The sequence below is a fragment of the Psychrobacter sp. AntiMn-1 genome (genome assembly GCF_001854065.1).
Classification (GTDB): Bacteria; Pseudomonadota; Gammaproteobacteria; order Pseudomonadales; family Moraxellaceae; genus Psychrobacter; species Psychrobacter pacificensis.
On the sequence record NZ_CP012969.1, the window covers coordinates 2,728,578 to 2,745,772 of the forward strand.

The window sequence follows — 17,195 nt, forward strand, 5'->3', positions numbered from 1 at the left end:
AGTTTATTAAAAATAATAGATGATAATGGAGTAATCTATATGAGTAATGATATCGAGCTAAGAGTAAAATCAGCAGTTGCTGAGCAACTAGGTATGAACGTTGAAGACATCAATAACGATGCTTCATTCATGGAAGACCTAGGTGCGGACTCGTTGGACCTAGTTGAATTGGTGATGTCTTTTGAAAGTGATTTTGGTATCACTATTCCTGACGAAGACTCTGCAGAATTGACTACTGTTCAAAAAGCAATTGATTACGTACAAGCCCAGCTATAATTTGCCATTTGTTTAGCAAATTTTATAATACCGCTTATCTTAATAGATAGGCGGTTTTTTTATGAGGGTGATTTAATTGATCGGTTGCATTAACATAAGCTACGTCAATTAACATTACTCAACATACTATTACTATTCACGTTTGGTTCGTTTGTCTATACTCATCATGGTAGACAGTACAAAGCACGGTGATGTTCAATAACACACCACCGAAAATAAATATGAATAATAAATAACAATATTCCAAGGAGCAATTATATGGGTATGTTCAGTTTTGCAAAAGATATCGGCGATAAAATTTTTAATCGTGATGACGAGAAACATGATGCCAAATCAGAGACCAAGGCAGATGCCAATACACCAGTACAAAGTAGCGAACCTTCAGCACAATCCGTTGCTAATATTTTGTTGCGTCGTATACAACAACAGAATCTAAACATCAGTAATTTAAAAATCAAATATAACGGCTCTACAGATACAGCAGAAATCAGCGGTAACGCGAAAACTCAAGCTGATCGTGAAAAAGCAATTATTGCTATTGGTAACGTACAAAATGTTGCAAAGGTTATTGATAATATCGATATCGAAGAAGATGCACCTGAGTCAACGATGTATACGGTAAAATCTGGCGATAGCTTATCTAAGATTGCTAAAGATGTTTACGGTGAGTCTGGCGATTATATGAAGATATTTGAAGCCAATAAGCCAATGCTATCTGATCCAGATAAGATTTATCCAGGTCAAGTGTTACGCATTCCTAAGCCATAACAAATTGATGGTATAAGCAATAAATAATTTGTACAAAAAATCGATGATAAAAAAGCCTCTTTTATAAGAGGCTTTTTTATTATTTAAAATGATATAGCAATGGATATGAAGTTCTAATAGTGGCGAATACTTGAAGTATTTAGACTTGGGTGCTGTCTTTCAGCTTTTTTTGCTGCTCATCCAAGGCCCACTCGATATGCTCGTCGAGCATAGCATTGTGTATAGTGAGCTTGGATTTTAACTGTTCAACCACGTCCAAACTGGCATTGGCATTGCCAAGACCAATAGCAATATTACGTAAGAAATTGATATAGCCTGTGCGTCTGAGCGGGCTTCCTTGTGTGTTGTTCAAAAAATCTGCTTCTTGCCATTGCCATAATTCAAGCAAACTGCTGTTATCGAGACCATGCCTTGGTGCGAAGTCCTCAACGGTAGTCAGATTGGCATAACGATTCCATGGACAGATCAGCTGACAGTCATCGCAGCCAAACACCCGATTGCCAATCGCGCGTCGATACTTGGTATCAATAATACCATCGTGTTCAATCGTCAAATAAGAGATACAGGCAGAGGCATTGAGCTCATAAGGCGCTACAATCGCTTGGGTAGGGCATACATCAATGCAAGCGCTACAACTGCCACAATGCTCTTTAACAGGCTGGTCATCGGGCAGCTCTAAGCTTAAAAACAGCTCACCTAGCACAAAAAATGAGCCAGCTTGTTTGTTGATTAATAACGTATGCTTACCTGTCCAGCCCAGACCAACAGCATCGGCAATAGGCCGCTCAAAGATAGGCGCAGAATCACTAAAGGGTCTAAAAACAAACTCTTTATCTGAACCAATATCGAGATGTTGCCATTCAGGAAGCATGGCCTCGATATTCAGAGCCAATTGCTTTAAACGGCTACGCATTGTCTTATGATAATCACGACCTCTTGCATAACGCGCAATGATGCCTTGGTTGGGATGGTCGTTGTCTGTGACAGCACGCGGTGTTGGTGCCTGAGTGAGATAATCCATTCGCACACTGATAATGGTTTTTGCACCCTCTACCAATTGCTCAGGATGAGCGCGCAGATGATGGTTGTTATGCATGAACTGCAATTGACCCTCATAGCCTTTATCGAGCCATTTTTGTAGCTGTTCGATTTGCTTAGTAAACAGTGAATGATGGACAGATAAAAACCCACAGTCAGCAAATCCTAATGTTTGCGCTTGCGTTTTGATCCATTGTTTAACATCTGCTGTTGTTGCAAAGACTATCGAGTTACTAACGGCAATCTTGTTTTTATCGGTAGGCATAGAGATAGGTGCTTATTGGCGGTCTATTTTTAGAATGGTATTTTCTCACAATCAGTGGCAGTGTGAGCACCATTATGATAAGACAGTGAGCATAGAGCGCAAGTAGAAAAGAAAATAAACTCACATTCATATTGATACATAAGTAGACATGAGCTTTTGCTAAGCTGATACCAAAGTTTAGAAACTAGACTTTCAACACTATAAAAATGTCAGAAAAACATGGCCGAGGATAATAAATGAAAAATTTTACCAATTTATCACCTATAAAAAATACAAAACCTATTGCGCTTTATAGTAGTGAGCAAATTTATACCATGGAGCAAGCGTGGTTTGCTCAAGGATATGATAGTTTTGGCTTAATGCAGCAAGCAGCTTGGCAAATGGCACAGCAGATAGAATTGCTTTATGAACAAAAATGTCTCAATGCTAATCATTCTGCTAATACCAACGTTTATCATCGTGCGGAGCGTTTGCGCCGAGTAAGTGTCTGGGTAGGCAAGGGTAATAATGGCGGGGACGGTTGGCTCATTGCTTATTACTTGCAGCAAGCAGGCTGGCAAGTAGAAGTGGTCACTGTCGGTTTTGATGTCAATGATTTTGATACTCGTACTCAGTCGGCCATCTCTAATAAGAAAGACCACAATAGTGACCATATAACTGATGCTGACAAAGCGCGACAGATAGCAATATCTGCCAACTGTCATTATCAACGCTTCGAAGAGATTCATAGCAGTCACAATGAGTCAGAGAAAATGGCTTTATTAGCTGACATTTATATTGACGCACTGTTTGGGATTGGGCTAGATCGTGCGCCAGAAGGTGTCTATAAAGAGGCTATTAGCGCTTTTAATCGTACTACTCAGCAACAAAACGCACTAGCAGTCGCCGTCGATATTCCAAGTGGATTGGTGGCTTCTACTGGTGCGGTCTTTGATCGTATAGCAGTACAAGCTGATGTCACCTTATGTCTGATTGCGCGCAAATTTGGTTTGCACACCAAAGACGGTACGGATTATAGCGGAGACATAATCGATATACCGTTAATACCTTATCAAACAGCTAGACCTCACAAAATATCTGATAAAAATACCAAGCAAAATACTATTGAAGCATTTGAACCTGTTGCCATACTGCTGACGGCTGCACATAGTATGAAGCCGCGCCGCCAAAACAGTTACAAAGGTAGCTACGGTCATGCGCTAATCATTGGTGGAAATCGCGTTGATGGCTCTCAAGGGATGGGCGGTGCTGCGATACTGTCTGCCTCAAGCACCATGGCAACTGGCACTGGTAAAATAACTGTTGCCTGTCATGAGGCTTTTCATGGTGCATTATTAACTTCATTGCCTGATGCGATGACTATCAATCTGCACGATACAGATGGCGTAAAGGCACTTATCAAACAAGCCAGTGTTATCGCGATTGGTATGGGATTGGGCCGTGACGAAAAAGCAAAAATGTTATTTATCGACTATATACAGGCTGCCATAGCTCATGAAAAATCAATAGTGATCGATGCAGATGGACTTTACCATTTGGCATCGTTACAAGCGGACAATCACCAATTGGTGACAGCGCTGCGTGAATATAGCATGAGCCATCAGGTTTGCTTAACACCGCATAGCGGCGAAGCGGCTAGATTGCTCGATCAAAAAATAAGCGAGGTAGAAAGTGATAGATTGCGATCCATAAAACAATGCGCTGCAGTTTATGGTGGTGACTGGGTATTAAAGGGAGCAGGGTCGCTAGTTTTGGAGCAAAAATCAGGACCAGCGCGAGTATATGTCTGTGATGCGGGCAATGCTGGTATGGCAACTGCTGGCATGGGCGATATTCTATCTGGAGTGATTGCTGGATTATTAGCACAACAAGACTTAGCAGCAGAGTCGTACAGTTTATCTCAGGCAGCGCTTATTCATGGATTTTCAGGGGACACACTGGTTAATCAAGGTAATGAATATCATCGTGACAATAAGCTATTGATTGGACAACGAGGGCTACAAGCGCAAGATATGCCAGCAGCCATTCGCCATGTTATGCAGCTAGTGATGGTCGACTAACCCTCACTATTGGGTCGACTAGGTTGTAGAGCCGCTACAATACTGGTCGATCGCCTGTTGTACGCGTTCACGCTTTAGCTCAATCTCACGGCCATCTAAGTACTGACGCTTGCCATTTGCATCCATCTCATAGATACGTCCGCCAACGTTTAGATTCGTTAAATTGTTACGTAGCGATTGGCAGCGCTGGGCATTGGCTTGAGCTTCTTGCTCTTTGATACGTGCTTCAAGTGCGGCTACGCGCTGTTCTTCTGCCGTTTGAGTATTATTGCTTTGGCTGGGGTCTGTTTTGCCAGCCATTTGTCCGGCGTTATTTTGTCTACCGTCACTACGAAATTCAATCAACTCAACGTTTTTACCATTTTGCGGCGCGTGCTGACTATATTTAACTTCGCCATATGCACCAATGGATTTATAAACTTGAATAGCCTGACTGGCATTCATGGATAGCATTAGCATACAGGTGGTACTCGTTAGCCATTTAGCAGCAGTCGCTATTTTAGACGCATATGCCATAGCAGCAATCCTTTTGTTTGATAAAAGCAGATTCGTATAAATATAACATTTGAATGCTTGGTTGACAGTAGTAATATACTGACTTTCGATTCTAGCAAATAATACTTATCAATGTATATTATTTAATAACTAATAGTTTGGGATAGGCTTTAGAAGTTTTTCTTGACAATAGCGGGCAAACCATCGAATATAATAGAAGTTGATTGGTCAGTGAACGGCTTTTATGATATTGCCGTGGCACTTGAAAATGATTACTACGAGCTACTTATCGGTAGTTTATGCAGTGTTATTTTCTTTGTGATGATGATATAGCACACGTAGCATTGGCTACTCATAACTATACATTGTCTCCGGACTTATCTGTCTACAATGACTAAGATAAACTTATTATTTGAACTGTGCTAAATGTAATTCTGGCAATTGTGCAAAATACGATACAGTACTGGTTATAAAAAAGTACGCCAAAGCCTCTGTTATAAGTTTTAGTAACTTATGCATAGTATTTGGGTATAAATATCCTGTTATCTCTACGTCTTTGCACCCATGAATTTATTATCAGTACTTATTTATAGAAAGACTCAATAATAAGCTTCTTTCATAGGTGCGTCCGCATCTTGTCACTGTATATCGATAAACATCCATCACAAAACTGACCTTACATACATTGCTATGTTTGAGTAATTTGCTGTCTTAAAAAGCAACGTTGCTTAAATATGATAGGCAAATATTCTTGATATGGACAAGAATTGGCACCCATCTTATGAGCGTGAAAATAATACCTATAAGGGGTTATCTTCAGTCATAACATACTGCGAATTCTCGCCGCAAAAAAAGGTGATGACAGTGACGCAAACCACGCAAAGTCCGAATATGACGGGACATACCCAAACGGGTAATGCCGCCAAAAATTTTGAAGAAAAACAACAACGTCTTGCAGAAGGCAGCTCACAGCCTGTGATGCTATCGGGCGCTGAAATGCTGGTACAAGCGCTGACAGACGAAGGTGTCAAATATATCTTTGGTTATCCAGGCGGTGCCGTTCTACACATCTATGATGCGCTATTTCAGCAAGAAGCCATTGAGCATATCTTGGTGCGCCATGAGCAGGCGGCAGGACACATGGCAGACGCTTATTCACGAGTTACTGGTGAGACGGGGGTTGTACTGGCAACCTCAGGACCTGGTGCAACCAATACGGTTACCGCTATTGCGACAGCTTTTATGGATTCAGTACCAATGGTCGTGATTTCAGGTCAGGTGCCAAGTAGCCTAATAGGTGAAGACGCTTTCCAAGAAACGGATATGGTGGGGGTATCACGTCCGATCGTTAAGCATAGCTTCCAAGTGCGCCATGCTAGCGAAATTCCGATGATTGTCAAAAAGGCATTTCACATTGCACAGTCTGGCCGACCAGGTCCTGTCGTTATTGATGTGCCAAAAGACATGACTGCGCCTAGTGAAAAGTTTGCCTATAAATATCCAGAAGAGGTATTTATACGCTCTTACCAGCCTTCACTCAAAGGCCATAGTGGTCAGATCAAAAAAGCGGTCGAGACACTATTATCTGCCCAGCGTCCTGTCGTATATGCAGGTGGCGGCGTTATTTGGAGCAATGCTCACGAAGAGTTGACTGATCTGGCTCACCGTCTTAATTTACCAGTGACCAATACATTGATGGGTCTTGGTGCATTTCCTGGCTCTGATCGTCAGTTTCTAGGTATGCTTGGTATGCATGGTACTTATGAAGCCAACATGACTATGCATCATGCCGATGTTATTTTGGCAGTGGGTGCGCGTTTCGATGATCGCGTCACCAATAATGTCAAAAAATTCTGTCCGAACGCGACGATTATCCATATCGATATCGATCCTGCGTCGATTTCAAAGACCATCCTTGCGCATATTCCTATCGTTGGCGATGTAAAATCTGTCTTAACCGATATGCTAGAGATCGTTGGAGAAGATAAGCAATTAGAGCAACACGCATTGCTCGATTGGTGGTCACAAATTAATGAGTGGCGTAAGCGCCATGGTTTGCGTTATGACACCAGCACAGATAATGGCATTAAGCCACAAAGTGTCGTACAAGCTCTAGATAAAGTGACTAACAGTAACGCTATTATCACAAGTGACGTCGGTCAGCATCAGATGTTTGCAGCCCTTTACTATACTTATAATGAGCCTCGCCAATGGCTGAACTCAGGCGGCCTAGGTACGATGGGCGTTGGCTTGCCGTATGCCATGGCAGCCAAGCTTGCTAATCCAGAGCGTGATGTGGTGTGTATCACAGGCGAAGGCTCTATTCAGATGAATATCCAAGAGCTGTCAACTTGCTTGCAGTATGACTTGCCAGTTAAAATTCTAAATTTAAATAACGCACAGCTAGGTATGGTGAAGCAGTGGCAGGACATGCTATATGAAGGACGCCATGCACAGTCTTATATGAACTCCTTGCCAGATTTTGTCAAATTGGCTGAAAGCTATGGTCATGTTGGTATCAAGATTACTGACCCTGATACGATGGAAGAGCAGTTGGCTGAAGCGATGGCCATGAAGGACAAGTTGGTATTTATCGATGTTTATGTCGATCGTAATGAGCATGTATATCCGATGCAAATCGCTGGACAAGCCATGCGTGATATGTGGTTAACAAAAGGGGAGCGTACCTAATGCAACAACAACATCTGATTTCGGTATTGATGGAAAACGAAGCGGGTTCGTTGTCGCGTCTAGTCGGTTTGTTCTCACAACGTGGCTACAATATCGAAACGCTCAACGTCGCGCCTACTGATGACCCAAGCATTTCACGCTTGACCTTAACGACCATTACCTCACCAGAAAGAATTGAACAAATCACCAAACAATTGCATAAATTGATTGAAGTAGTTAAAGTGCATAATCTGACAGAGAATGTACACGTTGAGCGTGAATTGATGCTCATCAAAGTACGAGCAACTGGCAGCGTACGTGAAGAGGTGAAACGCAGCGCAGATATCTTCCGTGCGCAGATTGTCGATGTGAATGCCAACTTATATACGATTCAAATCGTTGGTGACAAAGCCAAGCTTGACGGTTTTATCGATGTGCTTGGACGTGACCGTATTATGGAAGTGGTTCGCTCGGGTGTGATTGGTATTGCCCGCGGTGAGAAAACCCTTAGCACCTAGAATTAATGCCCAAATATCCTATTTTATTGAAGAACTATTTATTTAAATCAACAAAGCGCTTATCTTAATCACTATCTTGATTACAGTATAAGCGTCTACTATCCATGGTAAGCCATGATTGAGGACAAGGACTCTATTTATGAACGTTTTTTATGACAAAGATTGTGATCTATCCATTATCCAAGGTAAAAAAGTGGCCATTATCGGTTATGGTTCACAAGGCCATGCGCACGCGCTTAACTTACAAGACTCAGACGTTGATGTAACGGTTGGTCTACGTGCCAACTCAGGCTCATGGAAAAAAGCTGAAAATGCAGGCCTAAAAGTTGCTGAAGTCGAAGAAGCGGTAAAAGCTGCTGACGTTATCATGATTTTGACACCTGATGAGTTCCAAAAAGAGCTTTACAACGATGTCATTGAGCCAAACATCAAAGAAGGCGCGACCCTTGCATTTGCCCACGGTTTTGCTATCCATTATAACCAAGTAGTGCCACGTAGCGACCTTGACGTTATCATGGTAGCACCAAAAGCACCAGGTCACACCGTACGTTCAGAGTTCACCAAAGGTGGCGGTATTCCTGACTTAATCGCCATCTACCAAGATGCTTCAGGTCAAGCTAAGCAATTAGCATTATCCTACGCTGCTGGCGTTGGTGGTGGTCGTTCAGGTATCATCGAAACCACATTTAAAGATGAGACTGAAACCGATCTATTCGGTGAGCAAGCGGTTCTTTGTGGCGGCGCGGTTGAATTGGTAAAAATGGGCTTTGAAACCCTTACTGAAGCAGGCTACGCGCCAGAAATGGCTTACTTTGAGTGTTTACATGAGCTAAAGCTTATCGTTGACTTAATGTATGAAGGCGGTATCGCTGACATGAACTATTCAATCAGTAACAACGCTGAATACGGCGAATATGTCACTGGTCCTGAAGTCATCAATGAGCAGTCACGTGAAGCCATGCGTAACGCGCTAAAACGCATCCAGTCTGGTGAGTACGCAAAAATGTTCATCTCTGAAGGTGCAACCAACTATCCATCAATGACAGCTCGTCGTCGTAACAATGCAGCGCATGAGATCGAAACCACAGGTGCCAAATTGCGCGCTATGATGCCTTGGATTGGTGGTAACAAAATCATCGATAAAGACAAAAACTAATTCGATACTACTTAAATAGAGTATTTGGTAGTTTATTAAGTAACCCGTGTTATCACCTGATAGCACGGGGTTTTTTATATCCTACTTTTGACATAGGGTTACACCGCTATATGTGTTGGTTGAAAACCAGTAAAAACTGCCCAATATAGGCAGGCATCTTCACATTAGCCAGTGGGCTTTTACTGTGCTTATTTATCTTTGATTGATCAAAGTAGATGAGTCCTCATTCATATTTTCTATAGATTACAGGTTGTATGTTGTGCAAATATCTTATCCAGACTGGCTAACGCCGCAATTCGTGTATATTACTCTTAGCGCTGTCGTAGCAGTTTTAATTTGGATAGAAGGAGAAATGCTTAAGAAAACCGATGGTAAACTGCCTAAATCTAAGTTTTTCCAAATCAGCTCAATCTTAGATACCATCTGGTTCTTTATCTCTGTTGTTGTCCTATACGTGATTGATTTGGCACCGCTCGCGATTGCTGTACCTGCCGCTTATGGCATTTACACGACCTTTGGTTGGGTCTACGGTACGCGACTACTAAAGCGCAAAGGTATCCCTGACTCTCCTAAAGACTTGGTCATACCGGCCAAATATATTGCTTATAGTCAGTCGTTTTCGTTGATATTTTTTGGGCTATGTTTGCTTGTATTAAGTTCACCATGGTTACCGATATTGCAATAGGTAATGAATGAGTTTTTGGCCTATAAGGGTCTTTCTTGTCGTATTTAACGATGGCTTCGTAATTGTAGCCTAATATTCATATGTTAAAAATTTATTCAATATCAATATGATAACGGCAAAAATGCTAGCTATTTTGATGGGTTTTAATAGCTGGAATTTATTTACAAAAAACATCAATTTAGACTGTTACCTGTATAGAAAACTGTTATAATCAGATTGTACTCAAAGTATTTGAGGTAAAAAATTCAGGTTTTCTCTTAGATTATTTGCAATTTTGAACCGTAGCGTTCAGCAAAAGATGCATGGGTATATATCAATTAATCGGTGATGATACAAGTCTCGCCAACAGTTAAAGAGTCAGGAAAATTTATGTCAGATAAAGTTGAAGGCACTGTAAAGTGGTTTAATGAAGCTAAAGGTTTTGGTTTTATCGCTCAAGACAACGGCGGACAAGACGTATTCGCTCACTACAGCGCTATCCAAGGTAGCGGTTTCAAAACGCTAGCCGAAGGCCAAAAAGTGTCGTTCATCTTAGGTGAGGGCAAAAAAGGTCCACAAGCTGAGCAAATCGAAGCACTATAATCTCTTTGCTGTTTGGGCACACTGATGTTTAGTAGGCTTGATGACAGTGAGAGTGACGATTATGCATAAAATTTTTGTTTATAAAAACAATAAAAATACTGTTTAGACTTTAAAAAAAAGCAACCTCTTATCAGGTTGCTTTTTTTATGCTTAAGTTATTGATTTTATTAGTTGTTTATAAATGACGTTAAGATTTGGTAGCCGTTTTGGTAGCCAGTTGCTTTAAATTTTAGCTATTGGTAGCCATAGGGCGGTGTAATGGTTCATGGCTTTGTGAGTAGTGACCGCGGCTTAAGTAACTTTTACGCCTGAGCGTTTCTGAAAGTTTTAGGGGTTGCTTTTTGTTTGCATGGGGTTGAATTGTGGAATGCTGCACGCGCTCAATAATGGCACTTAAATGCGTGCGTATTTCGTGCGTTTCTGTGCGTTTGGTAATTCACCCCCATTGGGGGTTATCTGCTCAATAGGTTTCTACGCATTATAAAAAGGCGTTTACCTGTCCGAAAAGTCGCTTATGCTGCCTCGTGTTACTTGTCTTGAAACTACCAATCACGGGCAGAATATGCCTCGTGCGCGTACTGTTCCATAAACTAGCCCTTAACGTGTCCAACAATACATTTTTAGCCCCTCTTACGATGTCCGAAAAGTCCCTTACGATACCTGTGCATAAAGTCCCTTTTATGGACTCAAAGAATTACCCTTAGTTGATTTAGAACAGTCCGAAAACAGTCCTTTTTATGGACTCCAAAAACTACCCCAGTCCTTTTAAATCACTCCGAAAAACTATCCCTTTATGGACTCCGAAAACCCTGTAATTGGCGCTTGCCTCGCGTACGCGCGCGATACTTGTCCGTTAATTAGCTAAGCCCTTATGCTGCATGGCTTTGTGATATTCGCAATGATGGGTGGCTGCCTTTTCAATGTTAGCATTAGCGGCGTGTGATTTGGTTTTGAATGTAAGGTTTTATAGGGTTTTGGGTTCAGGTTTTATCAGGTACTAAATGACAAGTTTTGACAAGTCGGTACTGCCTGCCAATATAGTAAAAATTAGTAGTTTGCCGTTGTACTGGTCTGCTTTCAAAGTGAGGTTTTATGAGGTTCTAACCTGTAGTTTTCTGTAGTCGATACTAGCTACCAATGTCAACAAATGACAACATGCAAGGCAGGGTAGATTAATTTTGAGCGCCAGTTTTGATTAGGTTCTAACGTGTCCGAAAACCTTAGTTTCTTTACACTATAAAAGGGCTTGGTCTGTCCATTGAGTACCACTTGTTTAGTTTTAAACCTTAACATTTATTAACATGCTGGCATGTCATCAAACTGTTTTGAATGTAAACAAATGACAACATGCGGCACGGTGTCTGTTTATCTAAAACCTTAGGGTTTCCTTAGGTTGTTGAGCATTATAAAAAGACGTTCATACACCAATTAATCATAAAATTATTGCTACTACCTCTAACTTTGCACTGCCAAAACTGACATAACCCCTCAAAAGACACAAAAAAGGGCGCTATTTATTAATAATGCCCTGATATTGCACTGCCAAAACTGACGAAACTAAATAAATGTTTTTAGGTTTGGATTGATAAAGTAACGCTCTGTCGGTCTGCCCCCTTGTCCCGTGCTTTCCACCTGCTTGTAATTGAGCCAGTCATATTCTATCAGCACATCAAGCGCGGTCTGTATGGCATTGTCATCATTTAGCCCTTTCCAGTTCTTGCGCTTAAGACTTCGAGCCGTAAAGCCATAACTTAGCCAGTTGGTTTTGTCGGTTTTGTCACCTCCTTTTTTAACCATCTCTAATATTTTATTTGATAGTAAAGACGCTTTGAGGTGTGAATTATCAGTAATGCAGCTATAAACTCTCAGCATGTGCGACTCCAACATATCGCCCCATGCAATCGCTGCTTTGAGTGCGTCAAGGCTAACCCCTCCTAAACGTCTGCCTATTTCGATACAGTCCACCAGATGAAAGATGAGGGCTAACGCTGGTATCAGTCTGCCATACTTGAGCAAGTGCTGGGTTATTACGTCATGTTCTGCCTCATCAGCTTTGTTCTGTAAGTTGTTATACCAATCCATAAACACAGGATAGGCATTACTATCAAAACGAAAGTATGGGCGCTTGTAATATTCGTTTGGCTCATGTGCCCCGTAACTGACTAGGCTATCAGTATAAAGGTTGTCCATTGACTCAAACAAGGCATAAACGGCGTTACGGCTGTCCTTGTCCACGGCTATATCGTTCTCCTTTGCCCGTGCTATTGGGTCTGGGTAAACCATCATTTGAAAGCGTTGCATGAGTCCGTCATTGCCTAACCCTCGCATGGTTTTCTCTAAATACATTTCGAGCTTATCAGGCTGCAAGCCACCAATGACAGACAAACAATGATTTTCAATGAATAGCGAGCCGCGCCCTATTCTGTCCACCATTGCGCTGCCTGTACCGTTAAAGCCCTCTAAATAAAACGCGCGTTTTTCTTGTTCGCCCTCCTTATCAAGACTGGCTAAAAAGCCTGACAGCTCATCACGAAACTGTAGTACGCCATTATTGTTCTCGTTCTCAATTTCGCCCAGCTTTTCCATAGTAATATCGCCTACCATGTGTCGGCGTGGTGTAGGGACGTTGTTATCTTGCGCCTTACTCTCTGCTATGGCGGCTGCCTTTTGGTGCAAGTCATCAGGTGTTATAGGGTTGTCCGTGTCATCGGCTTGGGTAGCGAGCTGCTTAGCCATTTTCTTGAGTGCGTCATCGTCTGCCTTTGCTTTGCTGTCGTTGATAAGCTTTTGCGTTTCATATTCTTGTTTAGCGAGTTCATGAGCTGCCCGTGCTTTGCTGGCAAGATTATCAATCGGTTTCATTGCGGCGGCGATTGAGGGACTTTTCTTACTTGAGGGTTGCCCAATGACTGCACCCCACAGGTTTGGCACTATGTCCCAGTCGTCATAGCGTTTAGGCATGATAGCTACCTTTGTACCAACAACACTACCCAATGCCACAAGCAAAGGCACTGCTACAAATTCCAGCGATACGTTGAGCCGTTCGGCGCTGTTCATTGCATAGTTGTAAAGCGGTTCAGGTAGCATGTTCTTGGTTATGCTGGTCACTGGTGGCAAGGTGTGATTGATTGGCTTTGGCTTTGCCCAGTCTGCAAGCTCCAAGTCGATTATCTGGGTATCATCAAAAGATAAGATTTCAGCATAACTTTTGCCACACTCAAGATGAGTTATCACACCCAATGGGGCTATAACTACTTTGACGTTGCACCCTGCAAACTGTTTTTTAACCTTGTCCTTGTGCTCAATGCTTGGGAATATCGTTACTTGGGTGTCGTGTGCAAAGTGCTTAACCGTATCAAGGAATAGGTACGGCGTTGGACTCACTGCTACTATGATTTTCTCATGTGCAAAATGCTTAGCGAGCATTACACCATCTTGATAATTATCAACGATGACAAGTTCATAATCATTTTTAGGTGTGCCAAGAAATAACGCGCATGATTGGCTTGTGTCAGTGACAAACGGCAAGCTGCTATCATTTGGCGTAAAGCAAACAATACTGATTGCCTCTATAACTCTATTATGTAATATTACTCCTACTGTTCCCGTAGTTTGCTGCTTTACCCCTGCATGTTCGCCTGTGGTCGGTGCGATTTCATGTTGAATGTCTAACAAACTATTGGGTTCTAACAGGTGATAAATATCAGTTAGCAGTTTGTCACCTTGTAATGTTTGCTCCGTTGCTGGGCTGTGGTCGCCCAAAACAGTAGTTACGCCCGTGTTGGTCGCATGGGCGTTTTGCTGTGTGGTAGTCATTTTTTACCCCTTGCTTGCGTCTGTTTCGGCTGGCGTGTGGCTCTATACTTTTTGTAGTAGCTTTTACGCTTGGCGTGCTTACGGCTTTGCTTTGGTGGGTAGGTTTTCACTATGCTACCTCCTCAACAATAAAAACCTTTGGATTGTTTGGCTGGCATGCTACCAGTGAGAGTAGCAAGCCAATACCTATCACCCATGCCATAAAGATGATAAATCTCAGTAGTAAGCCGCGTTTATGTGGCTCATTGCGATTGTGTGCTCCGTGGTCGGTTGTTAGGTCATTTCTGTTATCGTTGCTCATTTCTTACGTCCTCCACGTTAAAAGCGATTTCTGCTATTTTTACAGATAGATTTTTTAGCGACTCTACTTGTCGGCTGCCTGTAGGTAACAAGCTGCCTAACATCTTGATTTCAAGCTCTGCAAGTTCTGTCATGGTATTAATAATGGTTACATTGGCGTGCAAGGTAATGATGAGCTGGTCTATAAAGTCATCAGGTATCATCAACATGCCCTCATTTTTCAGCCCGTCCATGACTTCGTTTATAAAATCGTTATCATTCATGGTCTATTGCCTCCGTTTGGTACGGTAATGCGTGTTCACAAAACATGTCACTAACAATACCTGCCAGCTCGCTATTGGCATAAAGTGCGGCTTTGACTGCCACAAGTACGCCTTGACTAACATCGTCTTTTGTATTGATAGCATCTAGCGCGGTGGCTAAGTGGTCAGTATCGCGGTAAATGTCCTGTATGCGGTCATTCATAAGACGTAAGTAAAGGCTATCCACAGTTACTAGGCGCGGTTCTAAAACATCATTGGACTGGGGCATGTGCTGCTCCTTTGCTGTCGTTGCTGTCGGTGTGCTCAAGTTCTAGCAAGGTTGCCTCATCGAGCCAATACAGGCTAAAACGCTTGTCATTGTGCGTCACCATCTCGCTTTGAATGACTAACCCCGACTTTCTAAGCTCATGTATGCGTTGGGCAAGGCAAGTAATGCGGTAAAGGCGATAAGCGTCCCAAGTGGTTATTGATGAGCCTGTCATTAAGTGCGCTCTTATAATGTCGATTTGGGTCTTGGGTGTTTGCTCATTGGTAACGGGTGCGGTTGCTGTAGTGGTCATCGGTTACACCTCACTGTCAGTATGTTGGCTATCAATAAATGCCAGAATGTCGCTGTTCTTGAATAGCAAAATGCCATTGACGTTTGACGGCTTGATAAACTTGCCAGCTTTCCACCAACGGCGTAACGTTTGATGATGAATGCCTAAGATAGCGGCGGCTTGTTTGATACGCATTTGCCCGTCTGGGTGAATTGCTGGGGGTGTCTGTGTGTTGTCTGTTGCTGGGGTCATGCTATTAACTCCTAATGATTGCCATTGATTGGCGTGGTCTGGAGTTAACAGATTAGATTTGTTTTTAGATAACAAAAACCCCCTAAACCTAGCGGTTACGGGGGTTAACGAGGATTGATAGCGTTTAAGGATATTATTTTTTCATGGTTAGGGTGATTTCGCTGGGCGCATTCTTTGGGGTTCTACCTGATTTTTTAGCATGAGGCGGCGCAACTTCTGCTAGCCATGTTCTTATAGTTTCGTCCTCGCTAGGTAGTAAGTCATAATTAACCTTAATCATAATTGCTTTGACTTGCTGCACCATGTCGCCCGTTCTAATAGCCTCGCTTTTATCCAATGACCAAAGATAATCAGCGATTGCTTTGGCGCTACTTATGAAAATAGGCTTTTCAATATTTAGCTTAGCAATTCCTTTTAATTCATCAATGCTATCAGGCGCATCTATTTTATTGCTTAGCTGCTCTTTGAACTCTTTAATATCAGCTTCTGCTTTCTCAAGCTGTGCCTTGAGTTCTTTTATCTCGTTTTGGTTCTGCCTGTAAATATCACTAGCTTTGTTCAATCTAGCGTTGAGTTTGTCATTCTCAGCTTGGGCGCTTTCTAATTTTGTGAGTAGTTCGCTGTCTTGTGCTGTAGGCTCATCGCTGACAGAAACGGGCGCAAGTGAGGCTATATAGCCGTCCAGTTCACGCTTCGAAAATCTGATTTCGTCCGCTTCAATATGTGATAGCCTACCTTTTTCAGCATCGTTCAGCCCGTTGGGGTTTTCATAGAATAAAAACAATCCATCATCATAATCTGCAAATTCTGCGGTTTTCCTTTCAATAACTCTATAAATCTTGACCCCGTCACTTGGTAGTTTCATATAGTCATCGTAACCACAAATTTCCTCAGTTAATAACCTATAAGTGAAGTAAGCAGCAATAACTTCTGTATGTAAAACTCCCTGATAATCTAATTCGCCCACATAGCCATGGTAATAAAAACAAGGTGTAATTTTCTTTTTCCTAGCTAAGTCTCTCAATTTAGTATTATCAACAGATAGTCCACTTTCATTATTAGGATTAATATTAGTATTGATTAGCTGAATTGTCTCACTTAACGTTAAGTAGTCATCTTCACGATTTTTTTTGTGTTGAGTAATGTCGTAAGTCCGCCCGTACACATCATGAACCATATCGTTAGCGGCTTGGCTTCCCTTGAAAATACCGTGTTTTGTGATTGGCTCAAATGCCATTACATCGGATTTTTGAAAGTAGGTTATATTGGCGTCATTACCTAGACCTAGAAAATAACCATTATAAGGCTCAAAATTATAACTTTCGTCCATATAAAGTAGGGTTAGATGTTCGTCAATATTATGAGCATCAAGATATTTGACTACCTCATCAGGTGTGCTATTGGTCGCATTTGCCATAGTATTTATAACATCTGCTACTAGAATATAATCGTCCTTTCTAGCCTCTAACTCTTTAATTAAAACACTCATATTTACACCCTACACCCTTAAAA

The 17,195-nt window shown here is 42.0% G+C and carries 17 protein-coding genes; 8 read left to right on the top strand and 9 right to left on the bottom strand.

Annotation, left to right across the window (positions count from 1 at the left end):
• Positions 1-39 precede the first annotated feature (39 nt).
• Positions 40-276, top strand: a complete 237-nt coding sequence (gene acpP / locus AOT82_RS11805) for an acyl carrier protein (RefSeq protein ID WP_071003168.1) — start codon at positions 40-42, stop codon at positions 274-276.
• Between the two features lie 258 nt (positions 277-534).
• Complete coding sequence (gene lysM / locus AOT82_RS11810) at positions 535-1,044, top strand: peptidoglycan-binding protein LysM (RefSeq protein WP_071003170.1); 510 nt, start codon at positions 535-537, stop codon at positions 1,042-1,044.
• A 139-nt stretch (positions 1,045-1,183) separates the two neighbouring features.
• Here the strand turns inward: lysM and queG are convergent, their stop codons facing one another.
• Complete coding sequence (gene queG / locus AOT82_RS11815; RefSeq protein WP_071003172.1) at positions 1,184-2,347, bottom strand: tRNA epoxyqueuosine(34) reductase QueG; 1,164 nt, start codon at positions 2,345-2,347, stop codon at positions 1,184-1,186.
• 236 nt (positions 2,348-2,583) lie between these two features.
• On the opposite strand from queG, the gene AOT82_RS11820 reads away from it, so the two are divergent.
• Positions 2,584-4,407 carry a bifunctional ADP-dependent NAD(P)H-hydrate dehydratase/NAD(P)H-hydrate epimerase gene (locus AOT82_RS11820; protein ID WP_071003174.1) on the top strand — a complete coding sequence of 608 codons (1,824 nt, stop codon included), beginning with the start codon at positions 2,584-2,586 and terminating at the stop codon, positions 4,405-4,407.
• An 18-nt stretch (positions 4,408-4,425) separates the two neighbouring features.
• On the opposite strand, the gene AOT82_RS11825 is transcribed toward AOT82_RS11820, so the two are convergent.
• Positions 4,426-4,923, bottom strand: a complete 498-nt coding sequence (locus tag AOT82_RS11825; protein WP_071003176.1) for a hypothetical protein — start codon at positions 4,921-4,923, stop codon at positions 4,426-4,428.
• Between the two features lie 837 nt (positions 4,924-5,760).
• Here AOT82_RS11825 and AOT82_RS11830 point away from each other — a divergent pair.
• The 5 genes from AOT82_RS11830 to AOT82_RS11850 all read left to right on the top strand — a co-directional run bounded on the left by AOT82_RS11830 (position 5,761) and on the right by AOT82_RS11850 (position 10,513).
• Positions 5,761-7,593 (top strand): acetolactate synthase 3 large subunit, encoded by a 1,833-nt coding sequence (locus AOT82_RS11830; protein WP_197496793.1) that lies wholly within the window; start codon positions 5,761-5,763, stop codon positions 7,591-7,593.
• A complete protein-coding gene (gene ilvN / locus AOT82_RS11835; protein WP_071003178.1) occupies positions 7,593-8,090 on the top strand; it encodes an acetolactate synthase small subunit in 498 nt (165 codons plus the stop codon). Before AOT82_RS11830 ends, ilvN begins: the two co-directional genes overlap by 1 nt.
• A gap of 139 nt (positions 8,091-8,229) precedes the next feature.
• Positions 8,230-9,246, top strand: a complete 1,017-nt coding sequence (gene ilvC, locus AOT82_RS11840) for a ketol-acid reductoisomerase (RefSeq protein ID WP_058025375.1) — start codon at positions 8,230-8,232, stop codon at positions 9,244-9,246.
• A gap of 352 nt (positions 9,247-9,598) precedes the next feature.
• Entirely contained in the window at positions 9,599-9,931 is a 333-nt protein-coding gene (locus AOT82_RS11845; RefSeq protein WP_227517147.1) for a hypothetical protein, read from the top strand.
• Between the two features lie 369 nt (positions 9,932-10,300).
• Positions 10,301-10,513, top strand: coding sequence for a cold-shock protein (locus AOT82_RS11850; protein WP_071003179.1), 213 nt, complete (start codon positions 10,301-10,303; stop codon positions 10,511-10,513).
• A gap of 1,557 nt (positions 10,514-12,070) precedes the next feature.
• Here the strand turns inward: AOT82_RS11850 and AOT82_RS11855 are convergent.
• The 7 genes from AOT82_RS11855 to AOT82_RS11885 all read right to left on the bottom strand — a co-directional run bounded on the left by AOT82_RS11855 (position 12,071) and on the right by AOT82_RS11885 (position 17,172).
• Complete coding sequence (locus AOT82_RS11855) at positions 12,071-14,329, bottom strand: YfjI family protein (RefSeq protein ID WP_071003181.1); 2,259 nt, start codon at positions 14,327-14,329, stop codon at positions 12,071-12,073.
• Between the two features lie 109 nt (positions 14,330-14,438).
• Positions 14,439-14,630 carry a hypothetical protein gene (locus tag AOT82_RS11860; RefSeq protein WP_071003183.1) on the bottom strand — a complete coding sequence of 64 codons (192 nt, stop codon included), beginning with the start codon at positions 14,628-14,630 and terminating at the stop codon, positions 14,439-14,441.
• A complete protein-coding gene (locus AOT82_RS11865) occupies positions 14,617-14,892 on the bottom strand; it encodes a hypothetical protein (RefSeq protein WP_071003185.1) in 276 nt (91 codons plus the stop codon). Before AOT82_RS11865 ends, AOT82_RS11860 begins: the two co-directional genes overlap by 14 nt.
• Positions 14,885-15,160, bottom strand: coding sequence for a hypothetical protein (locus AOT82_RS11870; RefSeq protein ID WP_071003187.1), 276 nt, complete (start codon positions 15,158-15,160; stop codon positions 14,885-14,887). Before AOT82_RS11870 ends, AOT82_RS11865 begins: the two co-directional genes overlap by 8 nt.
• Complete coding sequence (locus AOT82_RS11875; protein WP_071003189.1) at positions 15,144-15,452, bottom strand: helix-turn-helix domain-containing protein; 309 nt, start codon at positions 15,450-15,452, stop codon at positions 15,144-15,146. The genes AOT82_RS11870 and AOT82_RS11875 overlap by 17 nt, the downstream gene beginning before the upstream one ends.
• A 3-nt stretch (positions 15,453-15,455) precedes the next feature.
• Positions 15,456-15,683 (bottom strand): helix-turn-helix domain-containing protein, encoded by a 228-nt coding sequence (locus AOT82_RS11880; protein ID WP_071003191.1) that lies wholly within the window; start codon positions 15,681-15,683, stop codon positions 15,456-15,458.
• Positions 15,684-15,816: 133 nt separating this feature from the next.
• Entirely contained in the window at positions 15,817-17,172 is a 1,356-nt protein-coding gene (locus AOT82_RS11885) for a coiled-coil domain-containing protein (protein WP_071003192.1), read from the bottom strand.
• Between the last annotated feature and the right edge of the window lie 23 nt (positions 17,173-17,195).